21 protein-coding genes are annotated in these 18870 nt (G+C 60.2%); 13 read left to right on the top strand and 8 right to left on the bottom strand.

The window, feature by feature from the left end:
• Positions 1 to 66: 66 nt before the first annotated feature.
• Together Q4Q11_RS00400 and tldD are read left to right on the top strand one after the other, a co-directional pair.
• Positions 67 to 690, top strand: coding sequence for an invasion associated locus B family protein (locus tag Q4Q11_RS00400; RefSeq protein WP_112512355.1), 624 nt, complete (start codon positions 67 to 69; stop codon positions 688 to 690).
• Between the two features lie 63 nt (positions 691 to 753).
• Entirely contained in the window at positions 754 to 2169 is a 1416-nt protein-coding gene (tldD, locus tag Q4Q11_RS00395) for a metalloprotease TldD (protein WP_498568215.1), read from the top strand.
• Positions 2170 to 2185: 16 nt separating this feature from the next.
• Here tldD and Q4Q11_RS00390 read toward each other — a convergent pair whose 3' ends face one another.
• A complete protein-coding gene (locus Q4Q11_RS00390; RefSeq protein ID WP_112512356.1) occupies positions 2186 to 2491 on the bottom strand; it encodes a nucleoside triphosphate pyrophosphohydrolase family protein in 306 nt (101 codons plus the stop codon).
• A 108-nt stretch (positions 2492 to 2599) separates the two neighbouring features.
• A complete protein-coding gene (locus Q4Q11_RS00385; protein ID WP_498568214.1) occupies positions 2600 to 3892 on the bottom strand; it encodes a serine hydrolase in 1293 nt (430 codons plus the stop codon).
• 226 nt (positions 3893 to 4118) lie between these two features.
• Between Q4Q11_RS00385 and Q4Q11_RS00380 the strand changes: the two genes are divergently transcribed.
• The gene (locus tag Q4Q11_RS00380; protein ID WP_498568213.1) at positions 4119 to 5177 is read left to right on the top strand and encodes a polysaccharide deacetylase family protein; all 1059 of its coding nucleotides are present in this window, start codon (positions 4119 to 4121) and stop codon (positions 5175 to 5177) included.
• 3 nt (positions 5178 to 5180) lie between these two features.
• Here the strand turns inward: Q4Q11_RS00380 and pdxH are convergent, their stop codons facing one another.
• Positions 5181 to 5801 (bottom strand): pyridoxamine 5'-phosphate oxidase, encoded by a 621-nt coding sequence (gene pdxH, locus Q4Q11_RS00375; protein WP_112512321.1) that lies wholly within the window; start codon positions 5799 to 5801, stop codon positions 5181 to 5183.
• A 64-nt stretch (positions 5802 to 5865) separates the two neighbouring features.
• Here pdxH and Q4Q11_RS00370 point away from each other — a divergent pair, with 64 nt between their 5' ends.
• The 4 genes from Q4Q11_RS00370 (at position 5866) to Q4Q11_RS00355 (ending at position 9351) form a co-directional block, all read left to right on the top strand.
• Positions 5866 to 6324 carry an RT0821/Lpp0805 family surface protein gene (locus Q4Q11_RS00370; RefSeq protein ID WP_112512322.1) on the top strand — a complete coding sequence of 153 codons (459 nt, stop codon included), beginning with the start codon at positions 5866 to 5868 and terminating at the stop codon, positions 6322 to 6324.
• A 307-nt stretch (positions 6325 to 6631) separates the two neighbouring features.
• Positions 6632 to 7795: a DnaJ domain-containing protein gene (locus Q4Q11_RS00365; protein ID WP_498568252.1), complete on the top strand. Its 1164-nt coding sequence runs from the start codon at positions 6632 to 6634 to the stop codon at positions 7793 to 7795.
• 122 nt (positions 7796 to 7917) lie between these two features.
• Complete coding sequence (gene fabI / locus Q4Q11_RS00360; protein ID WP_069613741.1) at positions 7918 to 8736, top strand: enoyl-ACP reductase FabI; 819 nt, start codon at positions 7918 to 7920, stop codon at positions 8734 to 8736.
• An 18-nt stretch (positions 8737 to 8754) separates the two neighbouring features.
• Positions 8755 to 9351, top strand: coding sequence for a histidine phosphatase family protein (locus tag Q4Q11_RS00355; protein WP_112512323.1), 597 nt, complete (start codon positions 8755 to 8757; stop codon positions 9349 to 9351).
• A 112-nt stretch (positions 9352 to 9463) separates the two neighbouring features.
• On the opposite strand, the gene Q4Q11_RS00350 is transcribed toward Q4Q11_RS00355, so the two are convergent.
• Positions 9464 to 9724: a DUF1344 domain-containing protein gene (locus tag Q4Q11_RS00350; RefSeq protein ID WP_112512324.1), complete on the bottom strand. Its 261-nt coding sequence runs from the start codon at positions 9722 to 9724 to the stop codon at positions 9464 to 9466.
• A gap of 374 nt (positions 9725 to 10098) precedes the next feature.
• On the opposite strand from Q4Q11_RS00350, the gene aroC reads away from it, so the two are divergent.
• Both aroC and ribB read left to right on the top strand, forming a co-directional pair.
• On the top strand, positions 10099 to 11196 hold the full coding sequence (gene aroC / locus Q4Q11_RS00345) for a chorismate synthase (RefSeq protein ID WP_498568212.1): 1098 nt from the start codon (positions 10099 to 10101) through the stop codon (positions 11194 to 11196).
• A gap of 10 nt (positions 11197 to 11206) precedes the next feature.
• On the top strand, positions 11207 to 12310 hold the full coding sequence (gene ribB, locus Q4Q11_RS00340) for a 3,4-dihydroxy-2-butanone-4-phosphate synthase (protein WP_498568211.1): 1104 nt from the start codon (positions 11207 to 11209) through the stop codon (positions 12308 to 12310).
• Between the two features lie 177 nt (positions 12311 to 12487).
• On the opposite strand, the gene Q4Q11_RS00335 is transcribed toward ribB, so the two are convergent.
• Positions 12488 to 13732: an argininosuccinate synthase gene (locus Q4Q11_RS00335; protein ID WP_498568210.1), complete on the bottom strand. Its 1245-nt coding sequence runs from the start codon at positions 13730 to 13732 to the stop codon at positions 12488 to 12490.
• Positions 13733 to 13870: 138 nt separating this feature from the next.
• Here Q4Q11_RS00335 and Q4Q11_RS00330 point away from each other — a divergent pair, with 138 nt between their 5' ends.
• Positions 13871 to 14332 carry an Lrp/AsnC family transcriptional regulator gene (locus tag Q4Q11_RS00330; RefSeq protein WP_498568209.1) on the top strand — a complete coding sequence of 154 codons (462 nt, stop codon included), beginning with the start codon at positions 13871 to 13873 and terminating at the stop codon, positions 14330 to 14332.
• Between the two features lie 118 nt (positions 14333 to 14450).
• Here the strand turns inward: Q4Q11_RS00330 and Q4Q11_RS00325 are convergent, their stop codons facing one another.
• Both Q4Q11_RS00325 and Q4Q11_RS00320 read right to left on the bottom strand, forming a co-directional pair.
• On the bottom strand, positions 14451 to 15047 hold the full coding sequence (locus Q4Q11_RS00325; protein WP_498568208.1) for a GNAT family N-acetyltransferase: 597 nt from the start codon (positions 15045 to 15047) through the stop codon (positions 14451 to 14453).
• The gene (locus Q4Q11_RS00320; RefSeq protein ID WP_498568207.1) at positions 15047 to 16240 is read right to left on the bottom strand and encodes a winged helix-turn-helix domain-containing protein; all 1194 of its coding nucleotides are present in this window, start codon (positions 16238 to 16240) and stop codon (positions 15047 to 15049) included. Before Q4Q11_RS00320 ends, Q4Q11_RS00325 begins: the two co-directional genes overlap by 1 nt.
• A 107-nt stretch (positions 16241 to 16347) precedes the next feature.
• Between Q4Q11_RS00320 and Q4Q11_RS00315 the strand changes: the two genes are divergently transcribed.
• Genes Q4Q11_RS00315 through Q4Q11_RS00305 form a run of 3 tightly spaced genes read left to right on the top strand, consistent with a single transcriptional unit; the run spans position 16348 to position 18213 of the window.
• Entirely contained in the window at positions 16348 to 17025 is a 678-nt protein-coding gene (locus tag Q4Q11_RS00315) for an energy-coupling factor ABC transporter ATP-binding protein (RefSeq protein ID WP_498568206.1), read from the top strand.
• Positions 17025 to 17627, top strand: a complete 603-nt coding sequence (locus Q4Q11_RS00310) for an energy-coupling factor transporter transmembrane component T family protein (RefSeq protein ID WP_498568205.1) — start codon at positions 17025 to 17027, stop codon at positions 17625 to 17627. The genes Q4Q11_RS00315 and Q4Q11_RS00310 overlap by 1 nt, the downstream gene beginning before the upstream one ends.
• Before the next feature lie 28 nt (positions 17628 to 17655).
• A complete protein-coding gene (locus tag Q4Q11_RS00305; RefSeq protein ID WP_498568204.1) occupies positions 17656 to 18213 on the top strand; it encodes a biotin transporter BioY in 558 nt (185 codons plus the stop codon).
• 121 nt (positions 18214 to 18334) lie between these two features.
• On the opposite strand, the gene Q4Q11_RS00300 is transcribed toward Q4Q11_RS00305, so the two are convergent.
• Positions 18335 to 18736 carry a thioesterase family protein gene (locus Q4Q11_RS00300; RefSeq protein WP_112512330.1) on the bottom strand — a complete coding sequence of 134 codons (402 nt, stop codon included), beginning with the start codon at positions 18734 to 18736 and terminating at the stop codon, positions 18335 to 18337.
• Between the last annotated feature and the right edge of the window lie 134 nt (positions 18737 to 18870).

Here is an 18870-nt window from a genome sequence, read left to right as displayed (position 1 = left end):
CGGGGCTTTTCATTTGCCGGCCTGGGCTTCAACAATAGCGGCACTGATTCGAATCTAGAGGTTTCCATGGGTTTTCGTTCCCTCGCCCGGCTTTTGCTTGTTACCGGCAGCGTCGCTGCCACGGTTGCGGCGCCCGTATGGGCGCAACAGGCACAGCAGACTCAGCCGCCGGCGCAGCAGACCCAGCAATTGCAGCCCCAGCAGCAAGGCCAGCCGCAGCCGCATACGCAGCAGGTTCCGACAAGCCAGGTTCCGCAACCGCCGGGTACGGTCCGTTCCAGCCATGGCGCGTGGTCCGTTGTCTGCGACAAGCCGGCCGGCGCTTCGACTGAGCAATGCGCGCTGATGCAGAACGTGATCGCCGAGGACAGGCCGGAAATCGGCCTCTCCGTCGTCGTGCTGAAGACCGCCGACCGTAAATCCAAGATCCTGCGCGTACTGGCGCCGCTCGGCGTGCTGCTGCCGAACGGTCTTGGCCTGAACATAGACGGCAAGGATATCGGCCGCGCTTATTTCGTACGCTGCTTTTCCGACGGCTGCTACGCTGAAGTCGTGCTTGAAGACGAGTTGCTGAAGACGCTGCGCAGCGGCGCGACCGCAACCTTCATCGTCTTTCAGTCGCCGGAAGAAGGCATCGGCATTCCTGTGGACTTGAAGGGCTTCGCAGACGGTTACGACGCCCTTCCCTGACGGCATGGGCTTGCTCTTGCGCCGTGCGAAGCCTACATCGGCTCTGAACGGAGCACCTGACCCATGAATACCGATCTCCTTACTCTTTTCGATGCCGACGAGGCAAAACTGCGCGGCATCGTTGCTGAAGCGCTGTCGGGCGCCGACGATGGCGAGCTTTTCGTTGAGCATGTCCAGGCCGAATCGCTGACATTCGACAACGGCCGCATGAAGGGCGGCAGCTTCAACACCGAACAAGGCTTCGGCCTTCGCGCCGTTGCAGGCGAAGCGGTGGGCTATGCGCATGCGGGCGATCTCTCCGAAACCGCGTTGAAGCGCGCCGCCGATGCGGTGCGCGCGGTAACAGCGGGCTATGCCGGCTCCTATGCGGCCGCGCCCCAGCGCACCAACAAGGTGCTCTATGGCGACGAGAACCCGATTGGCACGCCGAGCTTCGAAGAAAAGGCGAAGCTCCTGCAGCGGATCGACACCTATCTGCGCGACAAGGACCTCAAAGTGCGTCAGGTGACGGCATCCATCGCCGCAAGCTGGCAGGTGGTCGACATTCTGCGCGCCGACGGCCACCGCGTGCGTGATGTCAGGCCGATGACGCGCGTCAACATTTCCGTCATCGTCGGTGACGGCGACCGCCAGGAATCCGGCTCCTTCGGCACGGGCGGACGCATCGGCTTCGGTGATTTTGTGACAGAGGACAATTGGCACCACGGCGCAGACGAAGCGCTGCGTCAGGCGCTGGTCAATCTCGAAGCGATCGAGGCGCCGGCAGGTACGATGGACGTCGTGCTCGGCTCCGGCTGGCCGGGCGTCATGCTGCATGAAGCCGTCGGCCACGGGCTGGAAGGCGATTTCAATCGTAAGAAGACTTCAGCCTTCGCCGGCCTTTTGGGCCAGATAGTGGCCGCTTCCGGCGTGACCGTCGTCGATGACGGCACGATGGAGAACCGCCGTGGCTCGATCACGGTCGACGACGAAGGCACGCCCTCAGCCTATAACGTGCTGATCGAGAACGGCAAGCTTGTCGGTTACATGCAGGACCGTCAGAACGCCCGGCTAATGGGCATGAAGGCGACCGGCAACGGCCGCCGTCAGGGCTATGCCCATACGCCGATGCCGCGCATGACCAACACCTATATGCTCGGCGGCGACAAGACGCCGGAAGAAATCATCGCCTCGGTGAAGAAGGGCATCTATGCCGTCTCCTTCGGAGGCGGACAGGTGGATATTACCTCGGGCAAGTTCGTTTTCGGCTGCACCGAGGCTTACCTCATCGAGGACGGCAAGGTCGGCGCTCCGATCAAGGGGGCCATGCTGATCGGCAATGGTCCGGATGCCATGAAGCGCGTGACGATGATCGGCAATGACATGAAGCTCGATACCGGTATCGGCAATTGCGGCAAGGCGGGCCAATGGGTTCCCGTCGGGGTCGGCCAGCCGCATCTGCGGATGGATCAGATCACAGTGGGCGGCACGAAGGCTTAAAACCCACCTGCCCTCATTATTCCCGAGGGCGGAAACGCCATTTGCGTTCGACGGCAGCGCTGAGATCGAGGCCGTTGCGATGCGCAAAGAGAAGGACATGGCCGAGTACATCGGCAGTTTCGTCGGCAAGCGCCGTCGCCAGCTCCGATTGGCTCATGCCCTTGCGGCGCCCCCGCCCCGTGATCCTGTTCCATATCTGGATCAGTTCGCCCATCTCCTCCTGGAGTTTCAGGACGAACCAATCGTCGTCACGTTCCATGCCGTTGTCGGCGGCATAGGTCGCCGACGCCCTTTCGAATTGCGTCATCAGATCTTTCAGCATCGGAATCGTTCCTCTTATGTTCTCGACATCAATGAACGATTCCGGCAAAAAAGTCGAGCCGGCGGAAATCTGCTCCGCCGGCTCGCTTCTATCCAATGGGGATTAATCTCAGCCCTTGTTCGGCAGCAGCATGCAATCGAAGTCCTTGCGCTTCAAAGCGGAGCAGGCGGAATTTGCGTCGTCGCGGCTTGCAAAGCCGACAAAGCGGGCGCGATAGACCGTGTTGCCGCCCTTGCCGACGGCTTCGGTATAGGGCGAGGCGTTGGCAAGCGCGTTGCCTGCGCGAGATTTCGCTTCCGAAAGCAGCTCCTTGGCAGCCTGGGCGCTCGGTGTCGCGGCAATCTGCACCTGCCAGCCGCCGGTGGCTGCCGCTGACGGCTTGTTGGCAACGAGGATCTCGTCCATCGCAGCCGGACGATCCATCGGCACGGTGACGTTCGAGGCAGCCGCAAACGCCATCGGAACGACTTCGGCGCGCTTGCGCGGTGCCGAGGCGGTGGTCTGCGTATCGACATTGACTGCAACATCGTCCGATGCCGACGCTACTTCGACCTGATTCGCTACCTTGCCGCCGCCGACGCTCGCCAGCAGACGCGATGTTGCGACCGGGCTTGCCTTCGGCACATAGCGATCCAGCAACGACGCCATCATTGCATCGCGGCCGCGTGCGGTGGCACCGCCCATGACGACGCCGATCACGCGGCGATTACCCTGGCGCACGGCGCTGACGATATTGAAGCCCGAGGCATTGGTATAGCCGGTCTTGATACCGTCCATGCCCTCATAGCGATACATCAGATTATTGTGGCCGCGCACATAGTGACCGCGGTAGTTGAAGCTCACCTGCGAGAAGAGCCGGTATTCCTGGGGATAGTTGTTGATCAGCGCGACGGCGAGTGTCGACATGTCGCGGGCCGTCGTCACCTGCTGCATGTTCGGAAGGCCGGAGGCGTTCAGGAAGACGGTGCGGCGCATGCCGATTTCGCGAGCCTTCTGCGTCATCAGCCGGGCAAAGCCGCTTTCGCTGCCGCCGAGCGCTTCGGCCATGGCGGCTGCAGCGTCGTTGGCGGACTTGATGATCATGCCATCGACTGCTTCGCGGACGGTCACCGTGCCGCCGGGCTTCAGGCCGAGCTTGGTCGGAGGCTTGGCGGCGGCGGCGCGCGAGACCGGGATCCTGGTGTTCCAACTCAACTTGCCGCGGTGGATGGCCTCGAAAGTCATGTACAGGGTCATCATCTTCGTCAGCGACGCCGGATGGTTGAGGTCATCCGCATTGCTCGATGCCAGCACCTTGCCGGTCTTCGCATCCATGATGAAATAGGCGCTGCCCGCGAAGCTCGCCACCGGAGCGCTCAACAGCAAGACGGCCGCAGACAAAGCCATCAGAAGTCGTTTCATAATTGTCCCCAACCGAAAGAATGCCAACACACCGCATCAATCCCTGTATGATTTTGCGACAAAAACCTGATACCGGTGCGATATTGAGGCAACAGCCTCGATAGTTCTTCAATTTTGCCTTTCCTGGTAAAATAAGCATTAACGCATTGGAAATTATGGCAAAGATTCAGTAAGGTTTAACGGGGATGCGCTAGAGCGTTGGCATTGGTCAACCGGGTCGATCCGCATGGAACAGGGCATCAAGGTCCGCCTCAAGCGCGCGATGATCTCCAGCGGGCTTGAAGCTGCCGCAATCTTGAAGGGTGCGGGCCTGGTGCGCGACGTTGCGGGTCTCGGCACGATATTCACCCTTCACCACGTCCGACCTGCCCTCCCTCACCGCTTTGCCCCCAATGCGCATCTGGAGGTCTCGCCCGACTTTCTCGATCAGGCGATCGCGCGGTTGAAACAGGATGGCTACGAGTTCATCGCGCTCGACGCACTGCCCTCACGAGCCGAAAGCGCTGCCGGTAACCCGCCCTTCGTCGCCTTCACGCTCGACGACGGCAACAGGGACAATCTTGACCACGCCCTACCAATCTTCGCGCGCCACGATGTGCCCTTCACCATCTTCGTCGCCCGAGGGCTTTCGGAGTGCACCCATAGTTTATGGTGGGAGACGCTTGCCGACCTGTTCGCGCGGCTTGATCGCCTGACATTCGATTTCGGGTCGGGAGAGGAGTTTCTCCCGCTGGGCAAGGGCAGCCAGAAGTATGCGGCCTTTGCCCGCTTCGCCGCCTTTGTCCATAGTCATGAGGAAAGCGAAGCCGTCAGCCGGATCGATGAGCTTGCCCGGCGCCACGGCCTGGAACCGCTCGACATAGTCCGCGCATCGATCATGGATCGGAACGAATTGCGGCAGCTCGCACGCCATCCGCTTGCCTCGCTCGGTGCGCATACGGTGAGCCATCGGGCGCTGGCGAGGCTCACGGAAGCGGAGGCCGCCGCCGAGATGGCGCTTTCGGCCGATTATGTCGCCGACATCACGGGAGAGCGGCCGACCGCGATCGCCTATCCCTATGGCACGAACGAAGCCGTCTCGCCGCGCGAGGGACGGCTTGCGGCAGAACTCGGCTTTTCCGTCGGCGTCACCACACGCCCCGGTACGATCACGGCAACAAGCGGCAATGCGCCGCTATTGCTGCCGCGACTATCGCTGAACGGCCACTATCAGAAGCCCCGCTATGCATCGGCGCTCGCGTCCGGCATCCCCATGTGGCTGATGAGGCGCCGGGAGACGGCATAGGTTTTAGGGATACATCCGCACCTTCTGCCAGGCACCTTCCGGTACGTCGCGGCGAAACTCGATGCGATCATGCAGGCGGAACTGGCGGTCATGCCAGAATTCGATCGACAACGGCCGAATGCGGAAGCCGGACCAGTAGGGCGGACGCGGAATGTCGCCGATCGCGTAACGGGCGGTATACTCGGCAACGGCCTTTTCCAGCGCGAAACGGCCTTCCAAAGGTCGCGACTGCTTCGAGGCCCAGGCACCGATGCGGCTGCCCCGCGCCCTGGTCTTGAAATATTCGTCCGCCTCCTTGTCGCTCACCACTTCAACCAGACCGCGCAGGCGTACCTGGCGGCGCAGCGACTTCCAGTGGAAGCACATGGCCGCTTTCTTCTGGGAAAGAATTTCTTGACCTTTCTGGCTCTCGAAATTCGTATAGAATACGAATCCGTCGCTATCGAAACCCTTCAGAAGAACCATACGGACATTTGGCAAGCCATCCTCATCCACCGTTGCCAGCGCAACTGCATTCGGATCGTTCGGTTCGGTGGTCTCGGCTTCGCGCAGCCAGGATGCAAAAAGAGTGAAAGGCTCGTTCTGCTCGGTGAAGTCACCGCTTGTTAACTCGTTTTCCGACATATTAGTTCAAATGCTCCGCAATTCCTAATAACCGCTGGCCCCTCTGGCTGGCCAAAATATTCGGGTGGAAGTCATAGCAAAGTCGACCGTTCATACAAAGCGCAAGCTTGCAAAAGGCCTGACCATGGCTGTCGTCCTGGCTTCCCTTTTCACCCTTGGCGGCTGCGTCGGCGGCGGCATGGACTATCTGAGCTCGGCCAAGGTGGATCGCAGCGTCTCTACCGGCACGGTGCCGACGGCGCCCGTGACGACCGACAGCATGTCCGATGAAACCACGGTGCGCAATGCCGTTACCTCGGCGGACCTGCACAAGCTCAACGGGCAGCCCATTCCCTGGGCAAATACCTCGACCGGCAGCGCCGGGGTCATCGACACCATCGTCGAAAGCAATGCCTCCGGCGTCGTCTGCCGGCAATTCCGCACCAGCCGCCACTCCTATCAGGGCGTCGCCAACTTCTCCGGCAGAACCTGCCTTGTCGGCCTGGGTGAATGGCAACTGCTGAGTTTCCAGCAGGCCGGCTGACCGCCTCATCTTCATGGACGTTTGAAACAGGGATCGCTCCGCGGTGCATCACCCTGCATACGCCATTTCCCCTATCGGCTGCGAATTCTCGGCATCAACCGTTAGCGATCGGCTAACCATGCCTTAAATGGCGGATCGCTGTCCCTTCGAGCGTAACGCCTGATTAGCGACTCTTCCCGCAGGATCGGCTCGACCGCGTATGCGCCAAGCCTCCCGTGCGGAAGCGTGGTGCGCAAACGCGATCAACGAGTTGCAGTATTTGGGCTGCCCCAAGGAGCCGGGACGCCCAGGAACGATGGCGGGAAAGATGCGCGATCCTTACAAGGTGCTGGGCGTTCGGAAGGACGCCGGAGCGGACGAAATCAAGGCAGCCTGGCGCAGCCTCGCCAAATCCGAACATCCGGACCACAATTTGGGCGATCCGACAGCGACCGAGCGCTTTGCCGAAATCGGCCGCGCTTACGAAACACTGAAGGACCCGCAAAAACGCAGCCGCTACGATCAGATCGCGCGCATGGCCGAGGCAAAAGGGCAGAGCCAGGAAAAGACGATCATGCAGCAGCGGCAGGCGGCTCGAGAGGCTGCCGAGCGTGCCAGGGCGGCCCGCGCCAATGCCGACAAGATCATGGAGGAGCTTGCCCGCGCCAATGCCCGCAAGGCGGCAGCCTCCGCCGCATCCGGCCAGCAAGCCGGCGCAAGCGAATCTCCCGAGGATATGGTCGAACGCATTTTCGGGGTGAAGGCGGGCCAGGCGCAGCAGCCGCAAGCCACGGTGGCAGCCGGCGCGCAACAGGCGGAAAAGCCGCAGGAGCAACCCAATGCCACGGCACCGGAAGAGCCGCTGGTGGAAGAAGAGCAGCTCGCAACAGTCGCCGCTTCGGCTGGCTCGCGCTCCGCCTTCGGCATCATCGGCTCGCTTGTGCGGCGCATCACCGGCAGCAACGCCCCTGAAAAGCCGCCGGAAAAAACCCCGGAGGTCGCAGCTGAGGCAACGGTGACGCTCGACGACATGCTGAAGAGCCGCTGGATCACCGTGCCGCTGCCGGACAACCGCGAGGCGCGCTTCCAGGCGACGACGGATATTTCCAACGGCCAGGTGCTTCATCTGAAGGGTCAGGGACTGAAACTGCAGGGCATGCTGCGCGGCGATGTCGCCGTCACCGTTCATCTGTCGACAGACGGTCGCTTCACGCTCGACGGCAGCGATGTGCGTACAATATTGCCCATCACCATCGAGAACGCGGTGCTGGGCTGCGAGGTCATGGTCGAAGGACTGAGCGGTCCCGTCAAGATTACGGTGCCGGCCTGGTCCGGCTCGGATCAGATCGTTCGCATTTCCGGTGAGGGGTTGCCCGACGGCAATGGCGGAAAAGGCGATCTCGTCGTCGAATTGCGGCTGATGCTGTGGGAAAAACCGGATGATAAGGTCACGGATCTCATGCGCAGCATGCGCGAAGGGCTTTTCCTGTGAAATTTTGGTGACAACAGCACCCTTTGTTACGATCCCTAACAGTTGATGATCTTTACGATGCTTGAACAGGGGAACGGCCTATGCCATAGGCAGGGTCATTCGAAAGTTCAAGGGAGCAGAATATGGCTCAATCCACTGGCCTCATGGCAGGCAAGCGCGGCGTCATCCTCGGCGTAGCAAACAACCGTTCGATAGCGTGGGGTATTGCCAAGGCCTGTTCGGATGCCGGAGCCGAAATCGCGTTGACGTGGCAGGGCGATGCTCTGAAGAAGCGCGTCGAGCCGCTCGCTCAGGAACTCGGCGCCTTCATGGCCGGCCATTGCGACGTGACCGAGCCGGCAACGATCGATGCCGTCATGGACACGCTTGAGGCGAAATGGGGCAAGATCGATTTCGTCGTGCACGCCATTGCCTTTTCCGACAAGGACGAGCTGACCGGCCGCTACCTCGACACCAGCCGCGACAACTTCACGAAGACGATGGACATCTCCGTCTATTCCTTCACGGCGGTTGCACAGCGTGCCGAGCGAATCATGAACGACGGCGGGTCGATGATCACCCTCACCTATTACGGTGCGGAGAAGGTCATGCCACACTACAACGTCATGGGTGTTGCCAAGGCCGCTCTCGAAGCAAGCGTGCGCTACCTCGCCGTCGATCTCGGCAGCCGCGGCATCCGCGTCAATGCGATCTCGGCAGGCCCGATCAAGACGCTTGCCGCTTCCGGCATCGGCGATTTCCGCTACATACTGAAGTGGAACGAATACAACGCGCCGCTGAAGCGGACTGTCACGATCGACGAAGTCGGCAACTCTGCCCTCTATCTGCTGTCCGATCTCTCGACGGCCGTGACAGGCGAAATCCATCACGTCGATTCCGGCTACCACACGGTCGGCATGAAGGCTGTGGATGCGCCTGACATTTCCGTCGCGAAGGACTGATCAACAGGAAATCTGACCGTGTCGCCCATCCTCTATGTGATACGTCACGGTCAGACCGACTGGAATGCCGAGCGACGCCTGCAAGGGCAAAAGGATATCGATCTCAATGCCATCGGCCGCGAACAGGCGCGGCAGAACGGCATCGACCTCGCCGAAATCCTCACCTTCGAAAACACGCCCTTCGATTTCGTTGCCAGCCCTTTGCTGCGCACGCGCGAAACCATGGAAATCGCACGCGATGCCATGGGTTTGCCGCCCAAGGACTATCGCACGGACGAAAGGCTTGTCGAACTTTCGTTCGGCGCCTGGGAAGGCTTCACCCTCAAGGAATTGAAGGCGACGGCGCCAGACCGGCTTGCCGAGCGCAAGGCGAACAAATGGGATTTCATTCCGCCCGGCGAAGACGCCGAAAGCTATGAGATCCTCTCATGGCGCGTAGGCTCATGGCTGGCATCCGTCGATCGTCCAACGGTTTGCGTCACGCATGGCGGCGTGATCCGCACGCTGTTCCGTCTGATCGGGGATATCGACAAGGAAGAGGCGGCCGATATCCCGATCCATCAGGACCAGATCCTGAAAGTCGATCCACAGATGAAGATTATCGGCTGGATTTAGAGCGGCCCCCAAGTGAGCGCGATGGCTGCGTGATCGGGAAATTGCGGCAGAATAATCGTTTTCAAAGCGCTGTATTCGGAATTGGCCGCCAGTTGTCCAGCGGCTGCGGCACCTACTGGACGACATCCAGGTCGTTGACGACGCGCTTGCCGTCGACTTCCGTGTAGAAGACCACGACCTTGACGCCTGCCTGCAGACCGCTGAAATCGAAATCCTCGGGCACCTGGTAATTCTTGCCGTCATCCAGCGTGATGCTGAAATTCTTCGTATCAACCTTCTTGATGATTGCTTCGACATCTGCACTTTCGGCAAAGCTGGCGACGGGAGCAAGCAAACTGGCCGTGGCCAAAAGCGTCGCTACAAAGAAGCGCATTGTCGTTATCCCTTAACTTCAATTGAATGGTAATTTCTTATGTCTCGTAGAAAACACGTCGAATATGGCGGAAGTTGCCCCCAATAGTGGCTTCGCTCGCCCAATTGGTGAATGCATCGTCACAATCCACAGCGCAGATTAATCTTTGTTTACCATGCCGATGGCGCAACGAAAGTGGCCAAGGCAACCGTTTAGGCCCAGTCAGAAAGAAAGATTTTGTCTCGTCGGCATTCGGCGCTGGAATGAAATAGGCAGAGCATGATGCCGCCCGAAAACCGCTTACACTTTTCGGCATCATGCTCTATGAGTGGGCCGAAATTGCAAGTGACAAGACGCAGTCTTGCACGTCAGGCTGCAACAAACCGGTCGTTTTCATGTCGCACAATACATTCGGTCATCTTTTCCGTGTCACCACCTGGGGCGAAAGCCACGGCCCGGCGCTCGGCTGCGTCGTCGACGGCTGCCCTCCCGGCCTCCGCTTCAAGCTGGAGGACATTCAGACCTGGCTCGACAAGCGCAAGCCGGGGCAATCCCGCTTCGTGACGCAGCGGCGCGAGGACGATCTCGTCAAGGTTCTTTCGGGCGTGATGATGGACGAGGACGGCGAGACGATGATCTCGACCGGCACGCCGATCTCGATGCTGATCGAGAATACGGACCAGCGCTCCAAGGATTATGGCGAGATCGCGAGGCGCTACCGCCCCGGCCATGCCGACTACACTTACGACGTCAAATATGGCATCCGCGATTATCGCGGCGGCGGTCGCTCATCGGCTCGCGAAACCGCAGCGCGCGTTGCCGCCGGCGGTATCGCCCGCCTCGTCGTGCCGGGCGTGACGATCCGCGGCGCGCTGGTGCAGATCGGCAAGCACAAGATCAACCGTGCCAACTGGGATTGGGCTCAGGTCGATCAGAACCCCTTTTTCGCTCCTGATCCCGAGATCGTGCCAGTGTGGGAAGAGTATCTCGACGGCATCCGCAAGGCCGGCTCCTCGATCGGGGCTGTGGTCGAAGTCGTGGCCGAAGGCGTGCCGGCCGGTCTTGGCGCTCCGATCTACGGCAAGCTCGACCAGGATATCGCCTCGCTGCTGATGTCGATCAATGCCGTCAAGGGCGTCGAAATCGGCGAAGGCTTTGCCTCCGCTGAACTCACAGGCGAGGAAAATGCCGATGCGATGCGCATGGGCAATGACGGCAAGCGCATATTCCTGTCCAATCATGCCGGCGGCATCCTGGGCGGCATTTCCACGGGCGAGCCGATCGTCGCGCGCTTTGCCATCAAGCCAACCTCCTCGATCCTGACGGAACGCCAGTCGATCGATGCGGACGGCAACAATGTCGATGTGCGCACCAAGGGCCGCCACGATCCTTGCGTGGGCATTCGCGCCGTGCCGATCGGCGAGGCAATGGTCGCCTGCGCCGTTGCCGACCATTATCTGAGAGATCGCGGCCAGACGGGCCGGCAGAGGTAGGAACGTCGAGATGTCTTACGACCAGAAGCGTGTTGCCGATGCCATCCGGGCTTTCGAAGCCGGCGAGATCGTCGTCGTCATGGACGACAACGACCGCGAGAACGAAGGCGACCTGATCGTTGCCGCCGTTCACTGTACACCCGAGAAGATGGCTTTCATCGTCCGGCACACGTCCGGCATCGTGTGCACGCCGATGCCGCGCGAAGAAGCCAAGCGGCTGAACCTCAACGCCATGGTCGCGGAAAACGATTCGGCCCATACGACGGCCTTCACCGTCTCGGTCGATTTCAAGCACGGCACAACGACCGGCATTTCCGCCGACGACCGGACACTGACGGTGCGCAATCTGGCGAACCCGAATGTCGGTCCCACGGATTTCGTCCGTCCCGGCCATATCTTTCCGCTGGTTGCCCGCGAAGGCGGCGTGCTGATGCGGTCCGGCCATACGGAAGCCGCCGTCGATCTCTGCAAGCTTGCCGGCCTGCCGCCGATCGGCGTTATCAGCGAGCTCGTCAACGACGACGGCACGGTGACACGCGGCCAGCAGGTGGTGGAATTTGCCGAACAGAACGGCCTGAAGCTCGTCTCCGTTGCCGACCTCATCGCCTATCGCCAGCGCAAGGAGACGCTGATCGAGCTCGGCACCAGTTTCGATATCGAAACACCGTTCGGCAATGCACGCGCCCACACCTACTCGCTGCCCTGGGACCCGATGCAGCATCTTGCCGTGGTCTTCGGCGATATTCGCGACGGCGTCGATATCCCGGTCCGCCTTCATCCGGAGAACGTCGCCGAGGATCTGTTCGGAAAGCGCCGTCCGGTCGATTTCTACATGAAGAAGATCGCCGAGGAAGGCCGCGGCGTTATCGTCTACCTGCGCGAAGGCTCCGTCGGCGTCGGTCATTTCGACAATGGCCGCAAGACGCGTCAGACCGAGCGCGAAAGTCATGCCGAAGCGCAGGCTCGAGAGAGCGAATGGCTGGAAATCGGCCTCGGCGCTCAGATCCTGAAGGATCTCGGCGTCAGCTCGATCAAGCTGCTCACCAGCCGCGAACGGCACTATGTCGGCCTCGAAGGCTTCGGCATCAAGATCGCCACGACAGAGATTTGCTGATTTCATCCGATCCTGGAGGGAAAGGCAATCGCATATAAACTGAAGTCGTTGCCGCGTCCCCCTTCTCCCCTCGGGGAGAAAGGGCTTCCCCTGCCGATCCAGCTCATATGCGATTCCCCTGCCATTGAGGAGCAGATGATTGATGCGGCCATCCTCAGCCGTGTTTTTGTCCGATACTTATGGACTTTGCAGTGGGCCGTGCTCACCCAATTTCCTGTTGCGTGCCGCCCAGCTCCGAAGGCGCAGCCCGTTGAGCCTGATGAAGCCTTCTGCATCGTGATGGTCGTAGTTGGCCAAACCTTCCTCGAAGGTGACGAGGTCGGCAGAATAGAGCGAGTCAGGCGAGCTGCGGGCGATGACGCTCGCCGAACCCTTGTAGAGCCTCACCGTCACCTCGCCGGTAACGTAGGCTTGACTGTGGTCGACGAGCGCCTGCAGCATCTCCCGCTCGGGCGAATACCAGAAGCCGTTATAGATCAGCTCAGCATAGCGCGGCATGATCTCGTCCTTCAGATGGGCAGCAGCACGATCAAGCGTGATCGACTCAATCCCACGATGGGCCGCAAGCAAAATCGTGCCGCCGGGTGTCTCGTAGACCCCACGCGACTTCATGCCGATAAATCGGTTCTCAACGAGATCGAGCCGGCCAATTCCATGACTGCCACCGAGTTCGTTGAGTGAGGTTAGTAACGTCGCTGGCGGCAACCTCTCGCCATTGAGGGAAACCGCATCGCCCTTCTGGAAGCCGATGGTAATGACCTCCGGCAGATCGGGTGCATCGACGGGATCGACCGTCCGCTGATAGATATAATCCGGCGCAATATCAGCCGGGTCTTCGAGCACTTTGCCTTCGGTCGAGGTATGCAACAAATTTGCATCGATCGAAAAGGGCGCCTCCCCTCGCTTGTCCTTGGGAACGGGAATCTGATGCTTTTCAGCATAGTCAATCAGCTGCGTCCGGGACTGAATGGCCCACTCGCGCCATGGGGCGATGATCCTGATTGAGGGATCAAGGGCATTGACGGTCAGCTCGAAGCGGACCTGGTCATTACCCTTTCCGGTCGCCCCGTGGGCAATAGCGTCGGCGCCGACTTCCTGGGCAATGCTGACAAGATGCTTTGCGATCAGCGGGCGGGCAATGGAGCTGCCAAGAAGATATTGGCCCTCATAGAGCGTATTGGCGCGGAACATCGGGAATACAAAATCGCGGACGAATTCTTCGCGCACATCCACGATCCGGACGTCCCTGATCCCTAACATCTCGGCCTTCTTACGCGCTGGTTCCAGCTCCTCGCCCTGACCCAGATCCGCCGTGAAGGTCACGACCTCGTACTTATACGTCTCCTGCAGCCATTTCAGGATGATCGAGGTGTCCAGACCACCTGAATAAGAGAGCACGACCTTCTTGAGCTTTTTCGGCATGAACGAGTTTCCATCTTCGTGTTGAATAGATGGAATGTTAAGCTAACCTGCGCGCAATAACCTTGCAAAGAAGGCAAGGAAATATCGAAATATGGCATAAAGTACCAAAGATGCCAAAATATGAGGCTGAAAACGCCAATGAACTTAGACGATATTGACCGCCGCATCTTGCGGGTGCTCCAGCGAAATGGGCGTATCTCCAATGTGGAACTGGCGAAAGAAGTCGGATTATCGCCTTCGCCTTGCCTGCGCAGAGTACGATTGCTGGAGGAAGCTGGTGTTATTGACCGCTATGTCGCCGTGCTTGATCCGACAAAGGTCGGCGCCGGTCTTACCGTTTTCGCACGAGTTTGGTTCAAGACGCAGGACGCCGAGATAACGGTCCAGTTTGGCGAGGCAATCCGGCGATTTCCAGAAGTGGTCGAATGCCACCTCACGACGGGGGAATGCGATGCAATCCTGCGGATCGTCACCGCGGACCTGCACAGCTATTGGCGCTTCCAAGCCGACTATCTGACACGTATCCCAAGTGTGCTGAACGTCAAGACGGATGTGCCCATGGAAACGCTCAAGCACAGTTATGAGTTGCCGGTGAGATAGGTCGGCAAGGGGCGCTTGGGTTCATTGTGAATGAGCCGGATAAAGCGCATCGCACCCGTCTTTGCCCTGTTGCGGGCGTTTTATGTCGCTGCATTGCAAGCTCGCTTTCGCTTTTGTCTCACAGTCCCTTCGATAAAAACTCGCGATCCAGCAGACCCATCATGATGTCATCGTGCCAGCTGCCGTTGACGTAAGCCGTCTCGCGCTCCCGGCCCTCGATGGTGAAGCCGCATTTCTCATAGGCGCGGATGGCGCGCTTGTTATAAGCAAGCACGCGTATTCCGATACGATGCAGGCCCATCTCTTCGAAGGCATGGCGTAGTAGAAGAGTGATCGCCTCGGTGCCAAAACCTCTGCCGAGCAAGGAGGGATTGCTGATACCGATCGCCATCGTCGCGCGTCTGTCTTGGAGATTGACGTTATCCAATCTGATTTCACCGGCGAAAGCGCCGTTGATCTCGATGACCCAGGCATTCGGGCGCTCGGCAAACGACTGCCTCCATCGAGCCGCGCCCTCGCGGGTCATCGGCTTGATATCGTCCTTGTTGATGCCGTACATCTCCGCGATCTCAGCGTTCGTGCCCAAGGAGAAACGCACATCAGCATCTCCGTCACATGGCGGGCGGAGCCTGACATTGCGGCCTTCGAGAATTGGCAACAGCAATGGACCTTCTCCTTTCCCATACGCTCTCACAAGCCAATGAAGCCGGCACATTAAGTGCCGCGCCACCCGTCGAGAAATACGACCTTCTCGACTCCGGTAAAGCGCGCGACACGCTCCAGCTCCGCTTTCAGCTTCTCCAGCCGCCCGGCAGATGCCTTGACGCCCGGTTCCAGCCACAGACGTTTGACATCCAGTGTTCCCGCCTTGCGATCGGCCTTCATGTCGATCCGTCCGATCAGCCGGTCGCCTTCCAGCAGCGGGAAGACGTAATAGCCATATTCGCGCTTGGGCTCGGGCACGAAAATCTCGATGCGGTAGAAGAAGCCGAACAGGCGTTCGGTGCGGTTTCGGTCGCGCAAGGTCGGATCGAAAGGGCTCAGCACGCGGATGCGCGCCGGCGCCTCGGCGTGATTGTCGAGCGTGTCATGGAAATCGAAGAACGCGAAGGATGGTCGCGGCTTACCGGCGCCAGCAGGCTCGATCAATACCTCGGTCAGTTCGTCGCGATGGGTCTCGACCCAGCTCTTGGCCTCCTGCGGCGTCACCAGATCCCAGAAGGCGGCAATCTCGCCCGAAGTCGCGAAGCCGAGGCGCTGCAGTGCGCTGCGGCAGGCCCAGTCGACGAATTCGTCATGCTCGACTTCCGGCTCGCGGAAATGGCGCGGCAGCACGCGCTCCACAAGGTCGTAGACCTTCTGGAAATTGGTGCGGCCGGCAATCGCGAATTTGCCGGTGCGCCAGAAATATTCGAGCGCCGTCTTGTTCGGATGCCAGTTCCACCAGCCGCCGGAGACATGATCGTCCGCCTTGACCTCGCGGGCGGTGATGGCGCCATTCTTCAGCACGCGCTCGTAGGTTTCCTCGAATGCCGCCTCGAACCCCTCCCCGCGCCATTTGCGCCAGCGTGCGATGATTGCCTCGTCCTCACGGCGAAAGCGGTGCTTCCAGTAGACGAAGAAGGCGCTCGGCAGGATGGAAGCGTCATGCGTCCAGTTCTCGAAGAGTGCGCCGTCTTTTTCCAGGAGTTCCGTCAGATGCTCGCGCCGATAGGTCTGGTTGCGCGAAAACAGGATCTGATGATGGGCGCGCTCGACGGTGGCGATGCTGTCTACCTGCACGAAACCTATGTCGTGGATGAGCTGCAGCAGGCCCGCCTTGGTCAGGGCGCGGTTCGGCGGGTTGGCTAGCCCCTGCTTGGCAAGGAACACGCGGCGGGCGTCACGATTCGAAAGCAGATTCGTCATAGTAGGATCATAGGCATAAATTCCCATGCTTTCAAAGAGGTCCCGATTTGATAAATCGATGCGATGCGCTATAGCTCCGCGACTGTGCCATGGAATAGGGAAGCCGCTTGGATATCCGCTTCGACAATGCCGGCGTCGATTACGGCCCGCGTACCGCACTGTTTCCGCTGAGCCTTGCGCTTCAGGAGCGCCGAATAGGGGTGATCGGCCTCAACGGCTCCGGCAAGACGACCTTCGCGCGGCTGATCAACGGGCTCGTCAAGCCGACGATGGGACGTGTCACTGTCGATGGGCTCGATACTGTCGCCGAAGCCGCCAAGGTGCTCGGCAAGGTCGGCTACATCTTCCAGTCGCCGCAGAACCAGATCATCCTGCCCATTGTGCGCGACGACATCGCCTTCGGGCTCAAGGCGCGTGGATACGACAAGGCGCGGATCGAGAGGGCCGTCGACAGCATTCTCGATCGCTTCGGCGTCGGCCATCTCGGTTCGCGGCGCGCGCATGAGCTTTCCGGCGGCGAGTTGCAGATGGCGGCCCTGTGTTCGGTGCTGGTAACGGGTCCGGACATTCTCATTCTGGACGAACCGACAAATCAGCTCGACCTCAAAAACCGGGCGCTCGTACAGAGGACCATCATGGGCCTACCGGAAAGCGTCATCGTCATCAGTCACGATCTGCCTCTGCTCGACGACTTCGAGAGGGTATTGGTGTTCGACCAGGGCCGGCTCCTCGCCGACGCACCGGCGGCGGAAGCGATCGCGCGCTACAGAGAGCTGGCGGCCTGATGCAGACGCTGCATGTCGACGTCGATACATGGCTGCATCGGCTTTCGCCGCGCGTAAAGCTGCTCGTGCTGACCGCATGCGGCGTATTGCTGTTTCTGACGCAGTCCATTGTGCTGCTTGCTTGCGCAAACATTGTCGGTGCTACCCTGTATCTTCGCAGCGGCCTGCCGATCGCAGAGGCGTTGAAGCGGCTTCGGCCTATCCTGATCTCGATCGCTGTCCTCTCGATTTTCGCGGCACTTGTCGGCCCGCTCAACGCCGCAATCGTCACCGCACTCAGACTCGTTGCGCTGGCGCTGTTTGCCGCCACGGTGACGGCCACCACGTCGATGGCCGCTTTCATCGACGAGATCACCGTGCTTGCCATGCCGCTCGAAAAGCTCGGCCTCCTCAAAGCGGCCGATATCGGGCTTGCGATCGGCCTCGTCGTCCGTTTCGTGCCTGAAATCCTCGATCGCTACCGCGCGATCCGCGAAGCGCATCAGGCGCGCGGGATCAAGATCCGCCTGGCAACCACGCTCGCGCCGCTCATCATTCTGACGCTGCGCGATGCCGACAATATTGCGGCGGCGATTGACGCGCGCGGCATTCGGCGGCAATGAACTGAGAGCTTTTTCGAAAGGAACCGCCATGAACACCCGCGATCTCGTCCTCTCGGCGCTTTTTGCCGCCATCATCGTGGCGCTCGGCCTCTTGCCGCCGATCCCGATCGGCATCATTCCGGTTCCGATCACGGCGCAATCGCTCGGTGTCATGCTCGCCGGTGTCGTACTTGGCGCCAAGCGCGGCGCCATTGCGGTGCTACTGGTGGTCGTGCTTGTCACGATCGGCCTGCCGGTACTGTCGGGCGGTCGCGGCGGCCTTGCGGTTTTTGCCGGTCCGACGGCCGGCTTCTTCGTCGGCTGGATATTCGCAGCCTTCGTCACCGGCTATCTCTCGGAACGGCTGGTGAGCCCGGAACAGGGCGGCCTAGTGCAAGGCGTCGGCTTCTTCATCGCCGCCGTCGTCGGCGGTGTCGTGGTGCTCTATGCGTTCGGCATCGCCTGGCTCGCCGGCAATATCGGCTTCAGCAAAGCTTTTCTCGGCTCCATGGGCTTTGTGCCGGGTGACATCGTCAAGGCCGTGGTCGCGGCGCTTGTAGGCCGTGCCGTCATGGCAGGTTATCCGCTTCTGCCGCAGCGGAGCTAAAGCGGGATGCCGGAAAATGTGCGCGGTTTTCGAGCAACATCCCGCTCTAGCTTTTTGATTTAGAGACGGATTCAGATTTCAGGTCGAACAGACCTGAAATCATCCGGCTCGAAAGCTCGGCTCAGGCCAGATATTTATAGAGCCAGTCGCGCGTATCCTCCGGCAGCGGAGCCGGATCGTGCTCGTCGCCGCGCACCGCGAGCCAGAGGATTTCTACCTCCGCCGCCAGTTCATTGCCGGTCTCGACCATGACCATGAAGCCGATCGACTTGCCACCGATCTTGTTGACGCTGACCGAGAAACGGGCAAGATCGTCATAGTGCAAGGCCCGGTGCAGCGCGCAGGACGCCTTCCTGGCGATGTAGAGGGGCTCGTCGTCGACTATCGGCCGTGTGCGCCAGAAATTCGAGAGCGCGGTTTCCGCCTGCGAGATGTAGGAAGCGATGAACATTTGGCCATGCCGATCGACATCGCGCGGCGGCACCCGTACCTCGATGACATCGGATCGCTCTACTCTCGCCATCACGCAACAACCCTGGCCGACGCCATACTGACCTTAATGGAAGCTTAACACCGCGCCTCGATAAGTAAACGGGCGCCATTCCAAAGTGGTTAAGATGGATTGTTGACATTGTAGTGACATGGCCCATGTCCTGT

The organism is Rhizobium sp. UFLA01-1127 (genome assembly GCF_059803845.1).
Note: the sequence above shows the minus strand (reverse complement) of the source record. Positions and strands in the feature narration are given on the sequence as shown.